Origin of the sequence: Rhodanobacter sp. ANJX3, assembly GCF_014200755.1 — a bacterium.
Lineage (GTDB): Bacteria > Pseudomonadota > Gammaproteobacteria > Xanthomonadales > Rhodanobacteraceae > Rhodanobacter.
Genome location: NZ_JACHCM010000009.1, coordinates 50,525 through 74,866 on the forward strand (window position 1 = coordinate 50,525; position 24,342 = coordinate 74,866).

9 protein-coding genes are annotated in these 24,342 nt (G+C 60.8%); 5 read left to right on the plus strand and 4 right to left on the minus strand.

From position 1 onward, the window contains the following. Positions 1-11: 11 nt before the first annotated feature. From recD to recC, 3 genes are read right to left on the minus strand one after another with little or no spacing between them, the layout of a single operon-like run. On the minus strand, positions 12-1,862 hold the full coding sequence (gene recD / locus HDE76_RS18810; RefSeq protein ID WP_184509810.1) for an exodeoxyribonuclease V subunit alpha: 1,851 nt from the start codon (positions 1,860-1,862) through the stop codon (positions 12-14). Further along, on the minus strand, positions 1,859-5,518 hold the full coding sequence (locus HDE76_RS18815; RefSeq protein ID WP_255481688.1) for a UvrD-helicase domain-containing protein: 3,660 nt from the start codon (positions 5,516-5,518) through the stop codon (positions 1,859-1,861). Before HDE76_RS18815 ends, recD begins: the two co-directional genes overlap by 4 nt. After that, positions 5,515-9,027 carry an exodeoxyribonuclease V subunit gamma gene (recC, locus tag HDE76_RS18820; protein ID WP_184509813.1) on the minus strand — a complete coding sequence of 1,171 codons (3,513 nt, stop codon included), beginning with the start codon at positions 9,025-9,027 and terminating at the stop codon, positions 5,515-5,517. The genes HDE76_RS18815 and recC overlap by 4 nt, the downstream gene beginning before the upstream one ends. A 191-nt stretch (positions 9,028-9,218) precedes the next feature. On the opposite strand from recC, the gene HDE76_RS18825 reads away from it, so the two are divergent. Continuing rightward, positions 9,219-12,989: a diguanylate cyclase gene (locus HDE76_RS18825; RefSeq protein ID WP_184509822.1), complete on the plus strand. Its 3,771-nt coding sequence runs from the start codon at positions 9,219-9,221 to the stop codon at positions 12,987-12,989. A 152-nt stretch (positions 12,990-13,141) separates the two neighbouring features. On the opposite strand, the gene HDE76_RS18830 is transcribed toward HDE76_RS18825, so the two are convergent. Continuing rightward, positions 13,142-14,023, minus strand: a complete 882-nt coding sequence (locus tag HDE76_RS18830) for a fructose bisphosphate aldolase (RefSeq protein WP_221262484.1) — start codon at positions 14,021-14,023, stop codon at positions 13,142-13,144. A 1,231-nt stretch (positions 14,024-15,254) separates the two neighbouring features. On the opposite strand from HDE76_RS18830, the gene HDE76_RS18835 reads away from it, so the two are divergent. From HDE76_RS18835 to HDE76_RS18850, 4 genes are all read left to right on the plus strand, one after another. Continuing rightward, complete coding sequence (locus tag HDE76_RS18835; protein WP_184509826.1) at positions 15,255-15,686, plus strand: hypothetical protein; 432 nt, start codon at positions 15,255-15,257, stop codon at positions 15,684-15,686. Between the two features lie 64 nt (positions 15,687-15,750). After that, positions 15,751-16,212 carry a hypothetical protein gene (locus tag HDE76_RS18840; protein WP_184509828.1) on the plus strand — a complete coding sequence of 154 codons (462 nt, stop codon included), beginning with the start codon at positions 15,751-15,753 and terminating at the stop codon, positions 16,210-16,212. 319 nt (positions 16,213-16,531) lie between these two features. Further along, the gene (locus tag HDE76_RS18845) at positions 16,532-17,470 is read left to right on the plus strand and encodes a hypothetical protein (protein WP_184509830.1); all 939 of its coding nucleotides are present in this window, start codon (positions 16,532-16,534) and stop codon (positions 17,468-17,470) included. Continuing rightward, entirely contained in the window at positions 17,463-24,131 is a 6,669-nt protein-coding gene (locus HDE76_RS18850) for a calcium-binding protein (RefSeq protein ID WP_184509832.1), read from the plus strand. Before HDE76_RS18845 ends, HDE76_RS18850 begins: the two co-directional genes overlap by 8 nt. Positions 24,132-24,342 lie beyond the last annotated feature (211 nt).

The following is a 24,342-nucleotide window of genomic DNA, read 5'->3' on the forward strand; positions in this document are numbered from 1 at the left end:
TATCGCTCGCGCTAAGAGAGCCGTTGTGCGAGCTTCTCCGGTAAACCGCCGAACCGGCGCACAGGACGCGCTAGTGATGCAATCAGCGTCGCATCGGTGGCCCAGATTTCAGCGTGGCTGCGCGCGCGGGAGATGGCGGTGTAGACGAGTTCGCGGGTGAGGATACGGTTGGTGTCGTCCGGTGGGAGTACGACGGCGACGCTGCGGTATTCGGAGCCCTGGCTGCGGTGGATGGTGATGGCCCAGGCGCTGTCGTGGGCGGGCAGGGCGCGGGGCGAGAAGCTGCGCAGGCCGCTATTGCCGTCGCGGTCGCTGAGTTCGAACCACACGCGCAGTCCGTCCGCACCGGCGAGTGCGATGCCCACATCGCCGTTGAACAGGCCTCGCGCGTAATCGTTGCGGGTAATTATGACGGGGCGGCCGTGATACCAGGCGTGGGTCACGTCGAGATCGAAGCGTGCGCCGAGTCGACGCGTCATCAGGGCATTGATGCCTTGCGCGCCGAATGCGCCGTCGCGCAGTGCGCAGAGGATTTGCAGTTGATGCAGGCCTTGCAGCGCCGTTTCTGGCGTGGCATTTTCGCCGAGTAGCATTTGCAACATATCGGCATGGCGCGCGATCCACGCATCCACGCTTGCGCGCAAGGTGTCGATACTATCGCAGCGACGCAGATGCAGATCGCCGTCGCTGCGCTGTGTCAGCAGGTTGTCCAGCCATGCCGGGTCGGGCGCCGTGCGCAGTGACTCGACGCCGCGCTGCAGCCCACTGCCGGCGCGCCACGTATGGGTAAGCGTCACGACATGCCCGGCAAGCGCTGCGTCGCTGCCCGTGGTTTCCGGTGCCGTGGTTAGCAGCGGCCCAAGCAGGTGATGCATGGCCGACGGAAACCGGTTGATCGGCGCGCTGGCGACGATATCGGCCAGCACCGAACCGGCATCGACCGAGGCGAGCTGATTCGGATCACCGAGCAGGATAAGCACGGCCTCGGGACGCAGCGCCTCCAGCAGCTGGCGCATCATGGCCAGATCCACCATCGACGCTTCGTCGACCACGACGATATCTTCGGCGAGCGGATGCTGGCGATCGCGGCTGAAGCTATTGTCCATCGGCCGATAGCCGAGCAGGCGGTGCAGGGTGCGCGCGTCGGCTTGCGCAATGGCTTGCAGAAGTTCGCGGAACGCGTGGTGTTCGGCAGGGTGCCACGCCGTCTGCAGATCCGCTTTGCTCTTGGCGACCGCCTGCGCCAGGCGCTGCGCAGCCTTGCCTGTTGGCGCGGCCAGCGCGATCGATGGATGGGCGGGCAGCCCGGCTGCATTGGCATGGCGAAGCAGCATCAGCAGCATGTGCATTACCGTCGTCGTCTTGCCCGTGCCCGGTCCGCCGGTGAGCACGAAGAAGCGCGTTCCGACCACGGCGGCTACGGCGGCGCGCTGCCAGTCGTCAGTGCCTGACGCAGCGCCGGCAAATAGCGTGGTCACATCGGTCGCCAAGGTTTCGGCGGGGATCGGCAGGGTGCGGCCGTAGCATCGTTGCCGAATCGCCGCAGCCAGCTTAGATTCGTGCTGCCAGTTGCGCCAGAGATAGAAGCGGTTTTGCGCATCGAGGACGAACGGCGTAAATCGCTGGCCGTCGCCGACCCATGGCTGATCGCGCAGTGCGCTCAGCGCATCGGCATCGAACCAGACATCGGTCACGGGGTCGACCAGCCACGCGCACGAGTGACCCTGACCTTCGGCGGTGCTCGCAGCGCGCACCGCGCTCGCCAGCAAGGCGGAACCCGTGCGAGCCAGCACCCACTGCGCCAAGGTCTGGTCGATAACGCGCTCTTCCGTTGCACCGGTATCCGTCGCGTAAGCGTTCATGCGGCAATCCCTTGTTCGTCGGCGGACTTGGTGCCGGCAAAGGCATCGTCCAATGCCTCGATCAACGTCGGCGGCCAACGGTGACGCCACACGCCGAGACCGGGCTTTTCGGCAGGCTCCAGGCCGATGGCGCGCACAAACAGATACCAGCTTTCGCCCAGATGCCGTTCGGCCGTATAGCCATCCATGCGTTGCCGGAGATAGCGGTGCAGGGCGACCGTGTAGAGCAAGGCCTGCAGCGGGTAATGGTGTTCGGCCATGGCGGCATCCAGCGAGGCACCGGTGTAATCGTGCTGGCGTGCGCCTAGCCAGTTGGTTTTGTAATCGAGCACGTGGAAGCGGCCGTCCCACTGCACGATAAGATCGGCGAAGCCGGTCAGCATGCCGTTGAGCGTGGTGGCATCGAGGCTGGCCGGTACGACATCGGGCTGGCCATGCGCGATGCAAAGCTGTCTCAGCTTTACGACCGCCACACGTCGCACCGGAAACTGGAACTCGAATTCGACGATGCGCTGGTCTGCCGCGATATCGCCGAGCCGCAGCCCATCGCCGAGATCGCTCTGGCGCACGCGATCGACCATGCGGCCCACGCGCTCCAGCGCCTCATCGGATGACAGGCCGTCGGCCTTGATCGCCTGCGCGGTGAGCTGAGTACTCAGCAGCGGTCGCTGTTCCGGCCATACCGGACCGGGGCGGGCCAGCTCGAGCACCTGATGCACAGCATCGCCGAAGCGCGGCCCGCGCAGCGGGTACAGCGCCAGCAGGCGCGCGTCATCGGTCATCTCGATCAGCGGGAGTTCTTCCGCGTCGACGATATTCGCACCGGCCTCATCGGCCGCGCCGCTGTCGTCGATGGCGACGGCCGCCGCCGCGTAGCGGGTCAGGCCGCTGAAGCTGTGCAGCCACTGGAAGGCACGCAGGCGCGGCAGCGGCGCCTGCGTGGCGCGCGTGGCATTCGATTCGACGGGCTTTTGATAGCGCCGAGGTACGTCGTTGAACGGAGGCATCAGCGCGATGCCGGAAAGCCTGTCGGCCATCGCCTGCAGCGACGCCTCGCCTTCGTCGAGTCCGAGTCGATGCCGGGCCTGCGCCATCAGCGGGTCGATGGCAGCGACCTGCCACGCCAACGGATCCGGACTTGGCCATCGACCGCGATCGACCCAATACACGTGCACGGCGTGGATGGCGCGGGTCAGCGCCACGTAGAGCAGGCGCAGGCGCTCCTGCAGATCCTCGCGAAAATGCAGGCCCAGGCGATCGATGAAGTCGGGCGAACCCAGATCGATGCAGCGCGCACCCGCGTCATCGTGATAGCGCAGGACGCCCGGCGCGCGTGCGCCGCTGCGATCGCCGACGCGCCAGATCAGCGGCAGGAAGACGATGGGAAACTCCAGCCCCTTGCTGGCGTGGATGGTCAGCAGCTGCACGCGCCGGGCATCGCTTTCGATGCGCAGCTGGCGCTCGTCGGCAGCCTCGGCATCGCCGTCGCTGCCTTCCTGGCGCATCTCCACCAACCACGCGTAGAGGCCGTCCAGGCCCTGCAATGCGCTCTCTTCCGCCGCCAGCAGTTCGCCCAGATGACGCAGGTCGGTGACGACGCGCTCGCCCTCGGGCAAGGCCAGCAGCGCGGTGCCGCGTTCGGCCAGCAACGCCTCGATCAGCGCCAGCACGCCGCGGGTACGTACGAGCGCGCGCCAGGATTCGAAGCGCTCGAGCTCGCCTTCAAACGCCTGTGCCTCGATCTGCCATGTGTTGAACTGTTCCAGCGTGGCGCCCAGCAAGCGGGTTGCCAGTGCGCCGCGCATCGCCGTATCGTCGTCGGCGTGCAGTACGGCATAGAGGATGAGCTCGAGATCGCGCGCGACATCGCCCGCAAAAATATTGCCTCGACCGCTGCCCACGCAGGGTACGCCGCGTGCGACCAGCCGCGCACGCAGCGCCACGATCTGTGTGTTGGTCGACAGCAGTACGGCGATATCGCCCGGCGTCACGCGTCTGCCGTCGATCTGCTGCTGCGGATCGTTGAGAAGCTCGACGATGCGATTGGCGCAGTCGTCCAGCGCCAGCGGTTCGAGTGCGGTGACGCTGCTCAGCGGCTGACCTTTGCTGTCGACGGCTTCGCCGCGGAAGTCGTGGATCGTCAGCGGTCGCGCGATCGGAGCGCCGTTCATCGTATACGGTTTTTCGTCGGTCCTGCCGGCGGCGGACACCGGTTGATAGTGAATCTCCCGATGATCGAAACCGCCGTCGGTGTGGCCGTACAGCGAGTTCATCGCCTCTACCAGGGCGCGGCTGGAGCGATAGTTGGTCGCCAGCGAAAAGCGATGGTTCGCCCGTGTGCTGGCGCGCAGATAGGCAGCAATATCGCCACCGCGAAAACTGTAGATCGCCTGCTTGGGATCGCCAATCATCACCAGCGTGCCGCGTTCGCGATAGATGCGGTCGAAGATCGCGAACTGGCGTTGATCCGTATCCTGAAATTCGTCGATCAAGGCGACGGGAAAGGCTTCGAACAGGCGGTCGGCAAGGCTATGGTCCGCCGGCTCGGCGCACAGGCGCCGATAGACCGCATCGATCAGCATCGAGAAGGTCAGCACGTGCCGCTGCTGCGCGCGACGCGGCAGTTCATCGCGGCAGGCCAGCGCGGCGTCCGCCAACACGGCGCCGCGGGTGAAGATCGTGAGTAGGGGCATCAGCGTGCGCAGGGTCTGCAGCTGGCGGATCAGTGGATGGGCGTTGAGTGTGCCGCTGGTGTCGGAGGCCTCCTGCTCCAGCACGTTCTCCGGATCGAACTTGTCGTCGAGTTCTTTTTTCAGTGCCTCTTCCAGCACGACGCCGGTTTCGTCGCGCAGTGCGAAGGCAAGGCGTTCGAGTCGCTTGGCCAGTGCTGTTCTACGTGAGCCGTAAAGCTTTTTGTCGCCGGCCAGTCGCAGCAGCTCGGCGATGGTTGCTTCCGTGCGCAGCGCAGCGATCCGCTCCTGCAGATCATGCAGGCCGCCGGATTCGATGCGCGCGTCCGGGCTGTTGGCGACGACGGCGAGATCCCACAGCAGTTTTTCCGGGCCGTCCTTCAGTAGCAGGGATGCCTCGCGCGGGTCGATATCGTCGACCAGATAGCGGCGGCGCCAGAAATCCTCGACGCATTCGCGCAGCAGCTGCTGCTCGTCGAACAGCTTGTCGCTGGCGAACGCTGCGCCGCTTTCCAGCGGATAGTCGCGCTGGATGCGCTGGCACAGCGCGTGGATGGTCGAGATCGGCGCGCGATCCAGGTCGGCGCGAGCCAGTTGGATCTTGCGCAGCGCGCGGCGTCGGCTGTCGTTGTCCGTGCACAGCGACGCGAGATAGCTTTCCAGCGAGTTTTCATCGACCGACTCGACGTTGTCCGATACTGTGCCCAACAGCCAACGCTCGGCCTCGATGAGGCGGCGGCGCAGCCGTTCGCGCAGCTCCTGCGCGGCCGCGTCGGTAAACGTGGTGACCAGAATCTGCTCCACCCGCAGATCACGCTCCAGCAGCAGGCGCAGATAGATCACGCCGATATTCCAGGTCTTGCCGGTGCCCGCGCTGGCTTCGATCAGAATGCGCCCGTGCAGCGGCATGCGCTGCCATTCGAGCGCGGGCATCACCTCGACCTGTACTTTTTCAGCGTGGTTCATGCCTCGGCTCCGCTGACGATGTCGACAGATTTGAACAGCAGCCTGTGCGATGGATCGAGGACGTCGCACACCGCCTTCGTCGCCGCGACGAAGGCTTGATAAGCCGCGCCTTTTTCGTCGAAAAGATCCACGCCGCGGCTGATCAGGGCTGCGTAGCCGGGCGCATAGTCGCGCTCGCCCATGCCGGAAAAGTCGTTGCCCTCCCACACGGCGGCGGCTCTATAGATTCGTTCGTCGGGTGCGCTGAGGGCATAGGCAAGGGCCGTCTTGGGAAAGAACAGCAGGGGCCGACGGTCGGCCGCTTGCGCGAGATCGATCAAGCGTCGAAGCCCCACGCGCAGTGCGTCCGTGTCGTTGGCGACGATCGGATCGAGCAGGGGGGAATCGACGATCTTGCCGCTGGGTGTGCTCGCCAATAGAGCGGCTTGCAGAGGCTCGTTCGAGCTCAGCCGCAGCGCGGCCCAGTCGATATACATTGCCAGCGCCTCGCGCAATCCGACGCTGCCGACGGGCTTGGCGTCGAACAGCAGCAGCCCGCCGTTCGTCGCGTGAAACACGCGGTCGATCGTGCCGGCCAGGCGCACGCCGTCGCCGAGCTCCAGATCGATCGCCTGCGTCGCAGCCCTGGCCCTGCCGTCTGCGAACTTGTTTCGCGCGTGCCGTAGCATGGGCTGCAGCGATGCGCGCTGCCGCCGATAAGCCTCGGCGCCAATCGCGCCGCTGGCCAACAGGCCCGAACGCGATAACCAAGCCGGCGGCTCGGCGGACAGTTCGGTAGCGCCTGCGGCCAGCGCATCGAACAGCAGCCGATGTTCGATGCGCTCGATCCTGACAAGCCCGGTTTCGAGCGGTTCGCGATCGTGCCAGCTGGCGCTTTCCAGCGCCTGCAGGCTGATGCCGTGCCCGCGCAGCAGGGCGTCTTTCACCGGGTCGCGCCAGTAGCGCTTCAGGGAAGCCAGCGAAACGTCGTGATGGACGACGTCGGAGCTGCTGGCGCGTTCTCGGTCATCCGGATTCGCTATGAAGTCGGACATCGGGAGAAAGCGCGGAATACTCGCTGCCGAAGGCGTAGCGAGATAGGCCTCGTCGTAGGAAAATAATCGCGGATCGTGCAACGGTCGTCCCTGTGCATCGCGTTCGTAGTAGCGTGCGTCGAACGGCTGCAACGGATGGTGGATGCACCACGGCCGGTCCACGTCCCCGTCGTCGGCGATACCGTGCTGCTCATCCAGAAACTGCAGCAACTCGGCCAGCGGTGCGGCGGGGTTGCGCGGTTTGCCGTCGCGCACGCCTTCGCCGATGTAGCTGATGTGCAGCATGTCGCGGGCCGACATCGTCGCTTCGAGAAACAGGTAGCGATCCTCGCTGCGCGTATCGCGATCGCCGCGGCGCGGCTGCTGAATGATCTTGTTGAGGCCGGCATCCTTGCTGGGGCGCGGGAATTCGCCCTCGTTCATGCCGAGCAGGCAAACCACGCGGAAGGGAATCGAGCGCTGCGGCACGAGTCCGCAGAAGGTCACGCCGCCGAGCAGAAAGGCCTGGCGCTCGGGCACGGCGTCGAGCGCGCCGCCGACTGCTTCGCGTACCACGCTCCACGGCAGCGGCGAGCCGAGACCGGTTTCGCTGGCCTGGCTGCCGAGGCTGGCGGCCACGCGTCGCAGCGTGTCGAGCGCGCTGTTTTCCGCTTCATCGCGCATGTCGGCGAGAAACAGTGCGTCGATGCGTTCCAGTAGCCACTGGCTCCATGCGGCCAGCGAGCGCGTCGAGCCGAAGGCCTGGCGCATGGCGCGCAGTTCGCCGAGGAGACGATCGAGCTGGCCGATCGCTTCGACCGCGCCGCCGGCAACGCCGTCCAGTGGCAGAATGTCGTCGAGCAGAATGGTGTCCGATATTTGGCCGTCTGGACGGCTATCGACTGCGTCGGTCGAAACGTCCGAATCGCGCCCCACGATCAGTCCGGCATACAGGCGGTCCAGCCCGAACTGCCAGGAGTTGGCGTCGGTGGCCGCCGCGCCCACGTCCGCCTTCATCTCGGCATCCAGCCCCCAGGCTACGTGCGCACGCTGCAGCCAGCGCTCCAGCGCGTCGCGGCTGCCGCGGTCGATGCCAAAGCGGCGGGCCACGGCGGGCACGTCGAGAAAGTCCATCACCTCGCTGACCGTGAAGCGGCTTTCGGCCAGGTCGAATGCCTGCGTAAAGGCGCTCATCAACGGATGCGCCCGCGCCAGCCCGACGTCGGCCAGATGCCAGGGGATATGCCTGGGATCGCTGCGGTACTGCGCCTGCTCACCAAACACGGCGGCGAGATAGGGGGCATAAGCGCCGATGTCCGGCGCCATCACCACGATGTCGCGATGCTGCAGGCTCGGTTCGTCGGCCAGGGCCCGCAGCAAGGCGTTCTTCAGCACCTCCAGTTCGCGCAGTCGCGTGTGGCAGGCATGCACGCGCAGGCTGGCGTCGTTGCGCAGGGCTGGCAGCACGTCTTCGGCGCGTTCGCCGCCGTCTATCGCCTCGCGAATGGATTCGCCCACCAGCTCCGGCTGCAGGCAGCGGATGCTGGACTGCAGCTGCGCCAGCAGCGAGGTTTCGCCGGGCAGCGGTTCGGCCTCGTCCAGCGCGTCGCGTTCGTCGATGGCGTCGCAGTCGTCCAGGGTCAGGCAGAAATCCTGGGCGATGCGGCCGAGCGCCACCAGCAGCGGATGGCCGACCTCGAAATACAGCGCATCCGGATCGTTCTGGCGCTCCAGCAGAAAGCGCTGGCGGCGGAGATAAACCCAGTGCTCGCGGCACGGGTCGGGGAAATACAAATGCACCGGCCGGTGCAGCGCGCAGGCCTGCAGCGCGGCGAGTACGTCGGGCGGCAGGTGGCTGATGCCGAATACGTGCAGCGGCGTACTGTCGCGGTGGCTCTCTGTCTGCAGTGCATCGAGCAATGCGCCGCTGCGTTTGGCGCGATGCGGCCGGTTGATGGTCTGTTGCACCTGCCGCCACAGCGCCGCCTGCCAGTCGCGTGCGTGCTTGGCGGGGTGCTGCTCGCAGTCGAGAATCCAATCGGGCCGATACGTTAGATATTGGGTGTACAGGCCGGCCAGGTATTCGGCAAGTTGAAAGCCGCGGCGCGCGGCGTCGTCTCCGGCCAAGTATGCGCTGACTTCGGCGGAGCCCAGCGTCGGCAGCGCCATCAGCAAACGCCAGCGCAGCACGTCGCTACGGTACGCGCCGCCGATCAGCGCCTCGTCGCCGAGCGTGCGGCGGGCCACGCGCTCGAACCACTGCCACGGCAGAATCATCTCGATATTCGCCGCGATGCCGTGACCGCCATGGGGGCTGGGGCGATGCGCAATGCGGCCCAGCAGCCAGCGCTTCAGGCCCGGATGCGCCACCACCACGGTTTGCGCGGTCAGCGGATGGGGCGGTCGCTCGGCTTCGAGCAGTTCTGCCAGAGTATCGGCCAGCCGCTCGGTGCGGCTGCCGCGGTGCACGATCAAGTCGCCAGCGTTCGAATTCATCCGGGAAGACTAAGGTATCTCGGTCTCAATCGGCGATATGCGGGCAAGTGTCGGTCGCTTCTCGCGTATCCACCCGCTGCGACGCAGGCAGCGCCCGGGGCCTAGGCCGGGGCCGTATTCACGAGGCCGCCACTGACGTTCGCGGCACGATTCAGGCACGATGGGCTTATACGTGGTTTCGGGGATGGGCGATGTCGAGTCTGGAACAGGCACGGGGCGAACTGCGCGAGCGCTTTTATCAAAGCGTGGCGGAGACCCTGACACTGTTGCATACCGCACCCGGTTACGACCGTCGCCTGGCGATGGTCGAAATCGCCCGTATTCTTTCCTCGATCATCGACCTGCCTCTGGTATGGGTCGGGCGGCGTGAGCCGAATCGCTCCGACATCGACATTGTGGCCGCAGCGGGGCCGGCGGTCGATTACGTGGATACGTTGCGACTCAGCATCGACGAACAAGATCCCGGAGGCCAGGGGCCGACCGGCAGGACGTATCGCCTTGGCGGTGCCCGCATCACGTCCATCGATGATCCGGCCTTTGCGCCGTGGCGCGAGGTAGCCAGTCGATACCACTTCGGTTCGGTCATCGTGGCAGTGTCGAGCACACGCGACGGCGGCCAGATCAGTCTTTCCGCGTACGCGCGCAACGACGGTCCGGCGTTGAACGAGGAGCTGCTGGACTGGGCGCAGCGGCTGGTCGAGGAGCTGGCGCGTTTCTGGGATCACCAGGCCCTGCTCGAGCGCAATATGCGCATGAGCCGCTACCGCGATGCGCAGCGTACGATCCAGCGTGCGCTGCTGGATCAGCCCGATCCGGATGCGGTGTACCGCACGCTGGCACACGCGCTGGCCGAGATCGCCGGTGCCGCCGCAGTGGATGTGTATGCCGCCGAAGAGGGAAAGGACACACTGCAACGCGTGGCCTTGGTCGGGCCGATGGCCGAGGCGATGCGCACGCTGCCGCTGCCGGATCGCTACAGCGACGATCCCGATGCGCCGTCGCGCACGCGCGTGTTCATGCACGGCCAGCCGGTCGTGCTGATTCGCCCCTCCGACTATCCCGGCGCGTCCCAGCCCTGGCGCGAGTCCCCGCTTTCGCAGACCGGCGCGATCGGCTGCTGGCCGGTGTTGGCGGCATCGGGCGGCCACGGCAAGCCCGTACCGGTGGCGGTTATCGCCCTGGTCACCGTGGAGGCCGATGCGTTTGACGAGGAGATGCGCCGGCTGCTGGACGAAATTGCCGACGCCGCAGGCCTGGCCCTTCGCCAGCACAGCCAGCGACGCTCGCTGTTTCTGGAGCAGCAGCGACAGACCTATCTGGCCCTGCATGACGCGCTCACCGGTTTGCCCAATCGCCGCGCGTTGGATCTGCGTCTGGAAAAAGTGCTGGACAAGGCAAAGCGCGAGGTCAACCTGGTGGCGCTCGGCATGCTCGATATGGACGACCTGAAGCCGATCAACGACCGCTATGGCCATGCCATGGGCGACCGCATCCTGGTCGGCATTGCCGCGCGCCTGCGTCATGCTCTGCGCAACGAGAATTATGTGGCGCGCCTGGGCGGCGACGAGTTCGTGCTGCTGTTCGACCAGCTCGAATCTGAGCAGGATCTGGACACCTTGCTCGACCGCGTGGGCGACGCGCTACAGCAGCCCATGGTGATCGATGGCAATACTTTTCAGCTGTCGGCCAGCCTGGGCATTGCGCTGTTTCCCGTGCATGCCGATGCCAACGGCGAGCAGCTGCTGCGGCGTGCCGATCAGGCGATGTACCAGGTCAAGGCGCACAAGCGCAAACGCAGCCGCTGGTGGTCGTTGCCGACCTCACTCTCACCGGAGCGCATGAGCGGGCTGTCGGCCGAGCTCGATGCGCACGGCATAGCGCCCTACGGCGCGGCGGCGGCGAGGCTGCTGAAGAACGGCTTCGACGCCATAGATGAGAAGCTGCCGCGCGCGCTGGAGAACTACTATGCCGAACTGCAGCTGCATGAGGGCGTGGCCGGACTTATCAGCGTGCTGCCCGAAGACGGTGTCAGCGAGTTCAAGCGGCGCGTGGCCGATCACGTGCGCATGCTCTTTCAGCCCGAGCTGGAGTGGGAGGCGCACCGTGCGTACGCCATGCGCGCCGGCCTGATCTACGCCGCGTGCGGCACGGAGGAAGTGTGGCAGTTGGAAGTGATCGACCGGCTGCGCGAGGTGCTGGCTTCTACGCTTGGCGGCGGAGTGGAGCGCGATGCACGACCGCTTAGCATCGTGCTGCAGCGGCTCGGGCTGGAGCGCCAGTGGCAGCTGGAAAGCATGCGCACCTTGCAGCGTCGCCGCGTTGCCGTGCTGGCCAAGCTTAACGCGCTGGCATGGTCGGCGGAGAGTTATCTCGATCTGATCGAGGGTGTGGTGCATACGCTGGCCGCGCACGAGGAGGTTCTGGCCAGTGCGGTGGGACGGCCGGATGCGGCCGGCAAACTCATCTACGAGGCAGTGTCCGGTGAGGTGTTCGCGTGCTATCTGCGCGCGCTGGAGAGCGGTGAGGTGGCGCCGATTCTGATCAGCGCAGACCGCCCCGAAGGCAACGGCCCCAGCGGTCGGGCATGGCGAACTGCTACCGTACAGCGCTGCGCGCATTACGCCACCGATCCCAGCATGACGAGCTGGCGCGATCTGGCGGTGACGATGGGGCTGATTTCCAGCGTCGCCATACCGCTCTGTCCGTCGCCGCGGACCCCTGCGGCAGTACTGACGATCTACGGCGCTTTTCCGGGCGGCTTTCAGAGCGAGGATCAGCAGGCCTTTGTCGAGCAGATCAAGACCGTGCTCGACCTGGCCCTGTCGCGCCTGGCGCCGCCGCGACCCGGCGCCGAGCTGCTGCCATTTTTCATGCGCGAGCGCTGGCGCGGCCTGATCGCCACCGACGCGATGCAGATGCATTATCAGCCGGTGGTGCGGATGGCCGACGGCTACATCACCGAGCTGGAGGCGCTGGCGCGGCTTCGCGACGTTGACGGCACGCTGCTGCTGCCGGCGCGGTTTCTTCCCGCGCTCGGCGAGGTCGAGCTGATCCAGCTGTTCGGTCAGGGCCTGACCCAGGCCACCGCGTGCCGCCAGCGCTTGGCTGGGCTCGGCTTTACGCTGGATATTTCGGTCAATATCCCGGCGGTTGCGGTCGAGGATTCGCGCTATGTCGATATGGCGGCTGCCGTGCTGTCCGCCTCCAGCTGTCCGCCCGCGGCGGTGCTGCTGGAAATACTGGAGTCGCCCATCGGCACCGGCGATTCCGCGCCGCGCGTGCTCAACGGTATGAAGGCGCTGAAAGCGCTCGGCGTGCGTCTGGTCGAGGACGATCTCGGCGCCGGCTACAGCTCGTTGGTTCGACTGCGGCAGTGGCCGTTCGACCGGGTCAAGATCGATCAGGCGCTGGTCCGGCAGGTAGCCGACGATCCACTGCGCACGCTGCGCTTTATTCGCCAGCTGATCCGGCTTGGCCACGATCTCGATCTCGAAGTGGTGGTCGAGGGGCTGGAGACCATCGGGCTGATCGAGGCGGCGATGATTCTAGGCGCCGATCTGGGGCAGGGCTATGCGCTGGCTCGGCCCATGCCGGTCGATCGCCTGCAGGACTGGCTGGCCGGTTCGCACACCGCAGCGGACGCGAACCTCCCGATCACCGCGCTCGGTGCGCTCGCCTCTGCCTTGTTCTGGGAAGAACGCCTCACGGCGCTACCGTCTCACCCGACGTTCTGGACATCGCACGCCGAAGCCAGCTGCGCGCTGGTCAACTATCTGGAGTTCGGCGAAGGCGTATCGCCCCGTCTCGTCGATGCCCATACCGCGATGCACAAAGCCTGCGTCAATGGCCCCACCGACTCGGCGTATCGCAAGGTCCGCAGCGAATTCATCGATCTCCTGGTCGAGCACGTCAAGGCGGAGGAAGAGCGGCAGGATCGGGCAACGCCGCTTGTGTCGGCTTAGCGAGCCGGTTCAGCGGTTTGTGCCCGGCTACCACGCGAAGACTTTGAACAGGCTCTTACAGAAAATACCGGCTTCCGCGGAGTTGAGCCCTACGATGTGCCATGCCAAGGCTTCGCGACCTCGGCATGGCCTAACGCTACAACGGCCGTGCCTCAGGCCTTGTCGACAGACGCCTCGTAGATCTCGTCGATGGCTTCGGCCAGCGCGGCGTCGAACTCGCTGTCGCTCATGGACTTCTTCAGATCGTTGATCAGCGCACGTGAGAAGCTGGCGATCATGCCGTGGTTCTCGGCGAGTTTCTGGCAGGCTTCGCTGCGCGAATAGCCGCCGGAGAGCGCCACCACGCGAACCACCCGCGGATGCTCGATCAGCGGACGATAAAAATCCGGCACGCTCGGTATCGTCAGCTTGAGCATGACGCGACTGCTTTCCGGCAGTGCATCCAGGCCCTTCAACAGTTCCTCGCGCAGGATCGACTCCGCGCCCGCCTTGTCCGGGCTCTTGATCGAGACCTCCGGTTCGAGGATCGGCACGAGGCCGTGCGCCACGATCTGCTGGCCGATCTCGAATTGCTGTTTCGCAATGGCCGCGATGCCTTCCTTCGATGCGAGGTTGATCACCGAGCGCATCTTGGTGCCGAAGATGCCCAGCTTCACCGCGCGCGCCAGCAGGTCGTCCAGCCCGGGGATCGGCTTCATCAGCTGCACGCCATCGGCTTCGGTCTCCAGCCCCTTGTCGACCTTGAGAAACGGTACGACGCCGCGGTCTTCCCACAGGAACATCGGCACCGGCTTGTTCTCGGCCTGACCGTCCATGGTGGCTTCAAACAGAATCGCGCCGATGATCTTGTCACCGGTAAACGCCGGCGCGGTCATGATGCGTACCCGCATGGCGTGCATCAGCTGGAACATCTCGGTGTCGCCGCTGTACTCGCTATCGGCGATCCCGTAATGCCGCAAGGCGCCCGGCGTCGACCCGCCGCTCTGGTCTAGCGCTGCAAAAAATCCCCGCTTCTCAGCAATCTGTTTCAACATCTTTTCATGGGCCACGGATAGTTCTCCTTTCAAGACACAGCAATCGATGCGTAATACATCCAGCTTGTGCAGGTATCACACCTGCCGGTGAAGATACGATCTGGACGATCACTGACCCTTTAAGTCCGCTGTGGAGCAGGTGGGTTCAACCGGTGACGGAGAGAGCATTGATCGCCTCCAGTCGTGCAGATCTTCCGATCACAAAACGTCATGCTCTCATACATCAGTCCAATACAGTTCGAGCAGCACAGGCAACGGTGTCCATGACACCGACAGCTGTCCTGTTCCGAAGTCTTTGAAGATGCATCAGCATACCGATAGAAAGCGTATCGTTCCTGAAGTAGTTCAACGCTTTCAAGTCCAGCCTAAGGGTGCTGTTATGCTGGATGAGTCGTGTGAGTGACCAGGCCATGCGCAGCAAATAGCGAATGATGCGGCACGTGCTCAATGGTTTTGCTGGTGGCGGACTCTAAAGATGCATGGAGTTCTCACAGGGAGAAAACCAGAGCTTGCGTTTGTTTGGAGAGGACTCTCTTTTCGTCTCGATATAGATCTTTCGCAGTTGTCGTCTTGATCCGCACAGCTTTATCGAAACTCCAAAAAGCATGCCGTATGCAAAAAGTACAGATTTGAGCGTGTTTCGTAATTATGTGCGATTTACTTCGCAAGTAATTACATGTTTGCGCGGTCGAGGGCACCGCGATGTATGATCAGATCGTAAATAAGCGTTGCCGCAGCAATTGCGGTGACGCGTGCCCGATAGGGATAGGCAACAGGAAGTCTTCGCTACAAGGAACGTAATAGATGACCGCTAGTCTCCCTGAATCATGGTCCGCGCCGCCTCTGAGCGACAGCGCACGATGCTTTTCTTTGGTTGACGAAGACCTCTCTCAATTGCAAAAACCTGGACATAACGCTCGAAACTTTAGACGCGTTTTTCCCAGCCGAATCTTCTTCGTAAGGCGAGAGCAAAACGGCCTCCTTTTTTCGCTTGAAGAAGCGAGGTTGCATCTAGCTGCCTTGTCTGCGCATCCCATATTAAGAATTCAGGGGAGCCATGCAAATTTCATTGTTCACTGAGGTAATTGGTGACCTAGCCAAACCTCTTCATGCCGCGTCACGAAGTTGGCTTATGCCCTTGCTCTTCGGTTTTGCGTGCACCTTGCAGGGCTGCAGTGACCCGCCCGCACCAACACCCACTCCGAATCCACATCCTACACAGATCCTGAAATTGAAGATCAGCGTGGAGAAGGGATCGGACGTGAATCGAGTCGAAGTCCAGTCGCTTTGGGTTGTTAGCAATCTAGGTTGTGCACCCGTGATCTGGCCTGCAGGCAATACCAGGGTAAAACAGGTACAAGTGGCAGAACACGTAGAAAAAATCGGTGACAGTTACGTCGTGACTATTTTCAGGGATCGCTTCCTACTCGATAAATGCCGCTGGGTGGGAGGCGCCGCAGGCATAAGGTTTTTCAACGGCGATCAGCCCCTTTCATCAGTTGGTGTGAATGATGAGGTTTTAAGCGGTAAGCGGACCTTAGAGATGACATGCCTAACAAAGCCATTCGTCGAGGTCGGTACATGCGGCTTAAGGGAGGAGGAGTCGTTTTACAAGAGCGAAGACAAGCACGCCTTTAATATTACCGTGGAGTTGATGAAATGAATCATCCGATAAATGGACTTGATGGTCTTGATGCACTTCTTAACGGCGATGAGGACCGAACGGCATGCATTATTTAACGAAACTATCCGTCTTCGGGATGGCGTTTTTTACGTCAGTACAAAGTATCTGCGCTCCGGTTGCATACAGATTGATCGAAAGTAATAGCTATCCTCAATGCGGTGCCTTCCTGGAGGCTTTGGAGAGAGCTGGAGTCGCTGCCATGTCAGATCAGCAAATTTGCAACGTAATGAATTCCAGAATTACTGATCTGATTAAAGGTAAGGATTTTAGCGAGGTTGCATGGACACCGCTCCCAATACCGAATGATTTAGAAAAGAGAGAGATCGCAAAGAAAGTGTATGAGGCGCGATTAGATCGTGGCCACTTGCAGCGATTCGCGAGAGACGAAGCCAAATACCTGTCTTCTTTTACAAGTGCAATCTCTAAAACAGACATCATCTTTGAGAAGGCGGATTTAAAGGTAGGGCACGAACCGGCCTATGCCCTCCAGTACCGAAGGTCGTGATGCGCAGCTGGATACAAAGGTTACGACGGTATACCCAACTGGGCCGTCTTTGCGGATAAGAAATATCAATCCGGTTTGCTATCGGGGCCTTACACGCCACCGGGAAATTTATTCTATTTGGACGGCCGCCTAGCCGTTTTATCCATTATGCCAGATAGCTGGTATGCGGAATCAAATGCAACTACTAAGCGCAATCTGCTTAGCGTCAACATCCAATCAGTTGATGGTGCGATCCTCGCAGACGGAAGCATTCAATTCAGTACAAAAGTTTTGTGCGTGGCGACTATTCACAGGTAAGGTTTACTTAGGAGCATAGGACATGGCAGCTAACACTCCAGATCCACAAGATTACACGCCAATTGCAGCGGGAGAATCGGTAAATACTTCGCCTACTGGTGTGCCAAGCACGGTAGATCCCACCGCGGTTAAGAACAATGCGTATGGATTCTTTTGGAGGCCTGTACTGACCTTGTTTTTGGCTATATCAACCGCGAGCTACGGCGCCACCTTTAAAACGCAGGTGGACAACGATGGTCCCATCTGTACCACGTTCCTGGAGGACTTGAAGGCAGTGCATATCGAGCGGATGACCGACGCGCAGTTGTGCGATCTGGACCTGTCGAAAATCATGCGGGGGTTTGATTTCCCCACTTGGCAACGGCATCCGGAGATGGATGGCATCGCTACCTTGGAGAAGATACAGAAGGCCAGCCTGCTACCAAACCCTTCGTCCGACTGGTCGAAATCCTGGCCGCAAAACATCGACTACGCGAAAGACTTGGATCGCAAGCATAAGCTTTATGTGGAAAGCAGCAAGTTGACTCAATTGGGAACCGATGTCCATGTGCTTCAGGTAGAGGTCGATGGGTGTTACTTCAAATGGAGCAAAACCTCACCAGAACCTTTGAGGCTAACGCCGGATCTTTATGCATTGCCTGAATTTTCATTCGAACTCGATCCGGGACCCACACGGATGCTTCCATTCTTTATGGACCCTGGGTATTTATCAGGCACGTTGGCGAATTTCGGCAAAGGCAAGCGGCAGATATTGGGATTGAAGCTGGACCATTCATGGGCCGTGCAAGATGATGGATGGAAGGTTCTAATAACCCAGGTAACGGGCTTCAGTTTTGAAGTGCCTAAACCAGACTCAACCAACCATATCGACAAAGAAGCCGGGCTCAAGCCGTATATCTACAATTTCCCCATTTGTCAGTTCGACATCTGGGTCAACGCCAAGGAGCTTTCTCATGACTGACCATTTGACCGCCCTGACCGGGGGCGTTTCGCTGACGGACATTGTCGAGAAATTTCTCAGCATGCCCGGCGTGGAAGGCACCGTAGCAACGCCTTATATCGACAGCAAGGGCATTCCCACAGTGGGCGTTGGGATTAATCTCTCTAACTCTAAATTCTCAACAATTTACCTGAATGACCTTGGGATAACCGATACGACGGTTATTAGTAATTTACAAAAGAATGTTTTTACCCATACATATACAACGTTGGATGCTTTAAAAACAGACATCAAGAAATATTATAACGGTAATCTGCTGCAACCGTTAAGCGACGCTCAAATACTGAGCCTCTATACCGATATAGCCATTGGAACGCCGCCAGTCGCTGGCGGTGATCCCACCACCTATCAAAGCCCGGACGGGAAGTTATCGATCTACGCGAATTTCGCAAAATATATCAAAGACAATCATATCGATCCGGCGATGCTGACCTCGCAAGAAGGCGCGGCACTGCTTTCCTTGTATTTCAATGCGCCGGCCACGCTGGGCTCGAAGATCACGGCGGACTTGAATGAAAATGCCTTCAACCGGGTCGATGCGTGGTTCCAGATTCGCTACGAAACGAACAAGGGTGCGCTGACCACATCCGACCCCACCGACGGACATAACGGCGTGGCGATACGTCGCTATATGGAAAGCGCAGTCTTCGGCCTTTATGACCCGACCGATGCAACCAACGCTGATGGCACGCCGGTGCCAAGTATGGCGGAGGCCACGTCCATCTACGCCGATTTTTCCGGCACGCTGACAGATGCCAGCAAGCAGCAGCATTCGTTGCGCAATTGGGCGTTTAACTATGAGCAGGTCTACAGCTCGCAGGTCGATATCGCCACGCAGCGGCTGACGCAATCCGGGCTCAACGGCACGCCGATTCAGAACCTGCAGGTGCTGAGCTTAGAGAACGAACTCCAGCCTGCCGCCAACACCCTGAACGCCTCGCTCAACGACAAGTTGGAAAACCCGTATTACACCAATACCGCTGCATTTGATCCGCTTGACATTCAGGTGGCGGTGCAGGGGGGTGGTAACGACCTAATTGCAACGGCGCGCAATGGTTATCAACTGGCGACAGGGGCTTATAACGCCACGAATTCTGCTTTGCTCATCGCCCAGGGTGGCAACGACACGCTCGATGATACGGCCGCGGCATCAGGCACTAAGAATGTGCTGATCGGCGGTACCGGTAGCGACGTTATCAAAGTGGGCGTTGACACGTTCAAGGTGGGCAGCGGGGATGACTACATCGTCGCCGGCTCGGGCAATGCCTTGATCGAGGGAGGCACCGCCAACAGCGCCATCGGTGGCGGCAACGATACGATCGTTCTAGGCGAGGCCAACGCGCCATGGAAGGGTGGCGACGATACGGTGTGGGGCGGTTCGGGCAACGACGTCTACTATCTGGGTCTGCAGAGCCAAACTTCGCACATCCATCTAGGTTCGGGACATTCGACCATCAATGTGGTTTACAGCCCTACGGATATCGCCGCCTTGGCCATCGATGCTGTCGGCCTCGTCAGCGACCCTTTGAGCACAGTTCCGTTGGGCGAATCCCTGTTCGAAGACAACACGCATCACGAACTTGTCCTGAGCACGTCCAACTCCGATGGCACGAAGCATCTGGAAATCTTTGATTTACCGCCGCTGGTGTCCAACTCACCAAGCCAGGCCCCTCGCACGCGAAGCTTGAATGTCGCTGTCGGCACAGGCACAACCGATACGACCGGCGAGATCATCATCGACGGCTATACCGGCAACAATCTTTCCGGCATCCAACTGACGAACGGCCCGATCCAGACGATTCAATCCAGCAATTTGTCGCAGCTTTCCGAGTCGGGCGTTAACACTTACAACGATAATCCGAGCGGCGGTGGCGCAAACGTCGACAGCATTTACGGAAGCGATACGTCGAGCAGTACCAGCGGCAACACGATCAACGGTCAAGGGCATGCCCAGTACATCTATGCCGGCAACGGCAACAACGACGTGTTTACCGGCGAGAACATAGATTCGGCCGAAACGGCTTGGGCTAACGCGTTTAACGTGACCGTGCAGGGTGGCTCCGGCAATCAGTACCTAGTGGGTTTCGGCAATAGCAACGAAACCATCCTGGGCGGCGATGTCGGTCAGGACACCACCGCTTGGGACACCATTGATGGCGGCGGCGGCAACGGCTTGCTTGAAGGGGGCACGCAGAATAGCGTTATCTATGGCGGCACAGGGCAGGACACGCTGATCGCTGGCTCGGGCACGGCGAGCGGCTATAACCCGCAATCGTTCCTGTTGGCAGGGCTATCGTTCTGGAATGGAGGAGGCGTCGAGCCCGGTTGGTCCACTCCTGGTGGGACGGCGGCGAATTTTCAGGTCACCCTGACCAACGGTACCGATACGATCAGCTTGCTGGGTTCCTCGCTTGACCCTGCGACAGCCAATGCATCGACTTTGCCCGGCAGCCTGCTGATCGGTGGAACCGGTTATGACACGCTGATCGGCAATCAGGGCAATGACACGCTGATCGGTGGCACGCCGCTTCACTCCGTGGCGGGCGTGACTGACGAGGTTCTGGTAGGTGGTGCCGGCGCCGATCTGATCTATGGCGGCGATGGTAATGAATGGATTTTTGCCGACATGCCAGCCTCGGTCGCGAACTGGGCGGACGCTGACCCCAGTGATGCCGATACGATCTACGGTGGATCCGGCAATGACGCTATCTATGGTTCGGGCGGTAACGATGAAATTTATGGAGGTACTGGCAATTACTCGATCCAAGTCGGTAACGGCAATAGCTATGTCGACACGGGTACTGGCACGGCGATCGTCTACGGCGGAAGTGGTGCCGATACTCTGGTAGCCGATGGCAGCGTCGATCAAATCTATTCCGGAAGCGGCAATACCCTGATCGAGGCAGAAGGCAGTCAGTCGACCATCATTCTGCAGAGTGGCAACGATACTATTGCGCTGGGTGCGGGTAATAATTCCATCATTGAAGGGGCTGGCGCCACCACTTTGGTGACCGGGTTGAGCGGCGGATCGGATGTGGTTCAGTCGCTCCGCGGTACTACGACGGTGCAACTCATTGAGGGATTGACCGAGTCGAATCTTGTGGCCCGTGATGTCAACGGCGATTTGGTGCTGTCCGATGGCGGAAGCGCCGAAGTCACGCTGGGAGATTATTTTTCAGCTGGAGGCAGTGTTTCTCTGCAGTTCGCCGATGGCACGACATGGGGCAGTTCGCAGATTCTGCAGGCATCGATCACTCCGAGTAGTGACGGCAGCAATGATACGCTCGTGGGATCGAACGGAAGCGACAGCATTACAGCCGGTGATGGTGACACGTTGATCGTCGGCGTGTCGGGCAACAACACGCTCACCGGTGGCGCAGGTAACGACACTATCGAGGGCGGTAGTGGCGCCGATACGATTGAAGGTGGTTCGGGTACGAGCCAGATCTACGGCGGCTCGGGCACCGAAACCTACATTTTTAATCTGGGCGACGGATCTGACACCATCGAGGAGCACGGCACGGGCGCCGGTAACGATATTCTGCAACTAGGTGCTGGAATCAGCGCATCGGATCTCAGCTTCTCTTACAACAGTGCGACGAACACCATGCAGATTGGCTTTGGTTCGACGTCGGAATCGACGATGACCATCGAAAATTTCGCCGCTACGCAGAGTGGGCAGAATCAAATCAGCAAGCTGGTGTTCGCCGATGGCTCCTCTCTATCAACGATGCAAATGACCCAGTTGGGCATGATCATCAATGGCACAACGGGCAATGACAACCTCATCGGCACGACAGGGACAGATTATTTCGACGGCAAAGGTGGCAACGATACCGAAACAGGCAATGGTGGCAGCGACACATTCGTGTTCAACGCTGGGTACGGTGATCTGAATATTACAGAAGCCTATACCGCCGGTCAGCAGCCAGTGCTGCAATTGGGTAGTGGAATCACGCTCTCATCCTTGCATGTGACGCTCGGTAGAGAAGATTTCTCCTTTAATAGTGACGGTGACGGTAGCGATCTGTTGTTGTCCGATGGAGTGTCAGGCGACCAGATCACGCTAGTCGCTATGCTCAATTCTCAATTTGGCAACTATGGTGTGGCGAGGGTGCAGTTAGCCGATGGAACCACGCTGACAGCCAGTCAGCTGATTCAGATGGAAATGACCGGGACGAGCGGTAACGACACCATATTTGGTACGTCTGGTAACGATCGGATTGATGGCAAAGGCGGCAACGATGTGGTCTATGGCAATAGCGGTAACGACACGTTTGTGTTCAATACTGGCTACGGCCAACTGGAAATAATGGACACCAGTTATGCGGACGGTCAGCAACCGGTGCTGCAAATGGGTATTGGAATCACTGCGTCAACATTGCGCGTCACGAAAAGTGGAGACGATCTGGTATTAACCGATGGCATTGCCGGTGATCAGATCACATTGCCCCAGATGTGGCTCGCCGGCATCAGTGGCGGCAACTTTGGTATTGCAGCGGTGCAACTGGCGGATGGCACAACCCTGTCGGTAAACCAGCTGCTCCAGATGGAAATGATCGGAACGACTGGTAACGACACCCTTTATGGAACAGGGGGCGACGATCGCATGAGTGGCGATCTGCTTGATGGCAAAGGCGGTAACGATTTGTTGGTTGGTAATGGCAGTAACGACACCTTTGTCTTTAACTCGGGTTACGGGCACCTAGAGATTAGCGAGGCCTACACCGGCGATGCCCAGTCGGTACTGCAGCTGGGTGCGACAATTACCGCATCGGCACTCACCGTTGCACATGTTGGAAATAATTTGGTACTTACCGACGGCGTCGGTGGTGACCAGATTACGCTGGACAATATGTGGTCTAACAGTAGCGCCGCTGGTATCGGATCGGTTGCTCTTGCCGATGGCTCCACATTGACCAATGCCCAGCTCCTGTTCTTGGCCTCTGAAATCAATGGTACCTCGGGCAATGACACGCTGCAGGGCACCTCGGATGCTGACCTTATCGATGGTAAGGGCGGAAATGACTCGGTGGTTGGCGGCGGGGGCAGCGACACCTTCGTCTTCAATTCTGGTTACGGTCATCTGGAGATCAACGAGACTTACAAGAACGGGGAGGTACCGGTGCTGCAGCTTGGCGCGGGGATCACCGTCTCGGCATTACACGCAACAAAGAGTGGCAACAACCTAGTGCTGAGCGATGGCGTTAGCAGTGACCAAATCACCTTGGATGGCATGTGGAGCACTGCGAGTGACGGTGTCGTCGCCTTACAACTATCGGATGGCACAACGCTGACACGGACGCAGATTCTTGCTTTGGAGATGACGGGCACACCCGGTGCTGACACGATTACCGGCACGTCGGCCGCGGATGTGATCGACGGTAAGGGCGGCAACGATTCCGTCATTGGCAGCGGCGGTAACGACACGTTCGTCTTCAACTCCGGTTATGGCGATCTGGAAATCAACGAAGCTTTCAAGAGCGGACAGGTGCCCGTGCTGCAGCTTGGTGTGGGAATCACCGCCTCGGCCCTGCACGCTATCAAAAGTGGAAACAACTTGGTGCTGACCGACGGCGTCAGCGGTGACCAGGTCACGTTGGATGGCATGTGGACCACCGCCACCGATGGTGTCGCCAGCGTGCAGCTATCGGATGGTACGACGCTGACACGAGCGCAGATGATCGCGCTGGAGATGACCGGCACGACGGGTGCCGACACGATCACCGGCACCGCGGGTGCCGATGTGATCGATGGCAAGGGCGGCAACGATTCCGTCGTCGGCAGTGGCGGCAACGACACCTTTGTCTTCAACTCGGGCTACGGTCATCTCGAAATCAACGAGGTCTATAGCGGCAGTCAGCAGCCGGTGCTGCAATTCGGTGCGGGTATCACCGCGTCGTCGCTGCACGTGACCGAAAGCGCGAATAACCTCATCGTGACCGATGGGGTGGCCGGCGATCAGATTACGCTGGACAAGATGTGGTCCACCAGCACCGACGGTGTTGGCGAAGTGACCTTCGCCAATGGCACCACGCTTACTCGCGCGCAGCTGATCCAAATGGAAATGACGGGCACGACCGGCGCGGACACCATCACTGGGACATCGGGCGCCGACCTGATCGATGGCAAGGGCGGCAACGATTCCGTGATTGGCAGTGGCGGTAACGACACGTTCGTCTACAACTCGGGCTACGGCCATCTGCAGATCAACGAGGTCTACACCAGCGGTCAAACACCTATATTGCAGTTGGGTGCGGGCATTACCTCGTCGGCGCTGAAGGTCGCCAAGAGCGGCAATAATCTGGTGTTGACCGATGGCGTCAGCGGTGACCAGGTCACGTTCAATAATATGTGGACCACGGCCACGGATGGCGTCGCCAAGGTGACGCTGGCCAATGGCACGTCGCTCACACGCAGTCAGTTGATCACGATGGGTACGTCGGCGGCGACAAAGCCTGTCGCCCAATCGAAGGCCATGAGCACGTCCGCCGACCCGATGTCCGTCAATACGTTGATCCACGCCATGGCGAGCTACGGCGGAAGCGATCCTGCGGCCATCACGACATCGCCAACGCTTAATCCGGCCACCCCCGATCTCCTGTTGCATGCTGCGGCATAGCGGTGAGTCACCAAGCAAAAGGGCGTCGCTAGCGGTGAAGCACGGTTGTAGTCCATTGACTACAACCGTGGAGGGCTTTACCTCATAGCCCCTGTAAGCGAAGGAATGTAGCTTCAGCCAGCCAATGTGATGGGGAGCTCATGCTTGATGCAGCGGCATAGCAATCATATTGACAGAGAGAGAGCACCTGAGTGGAAACCGGCTCTCATGT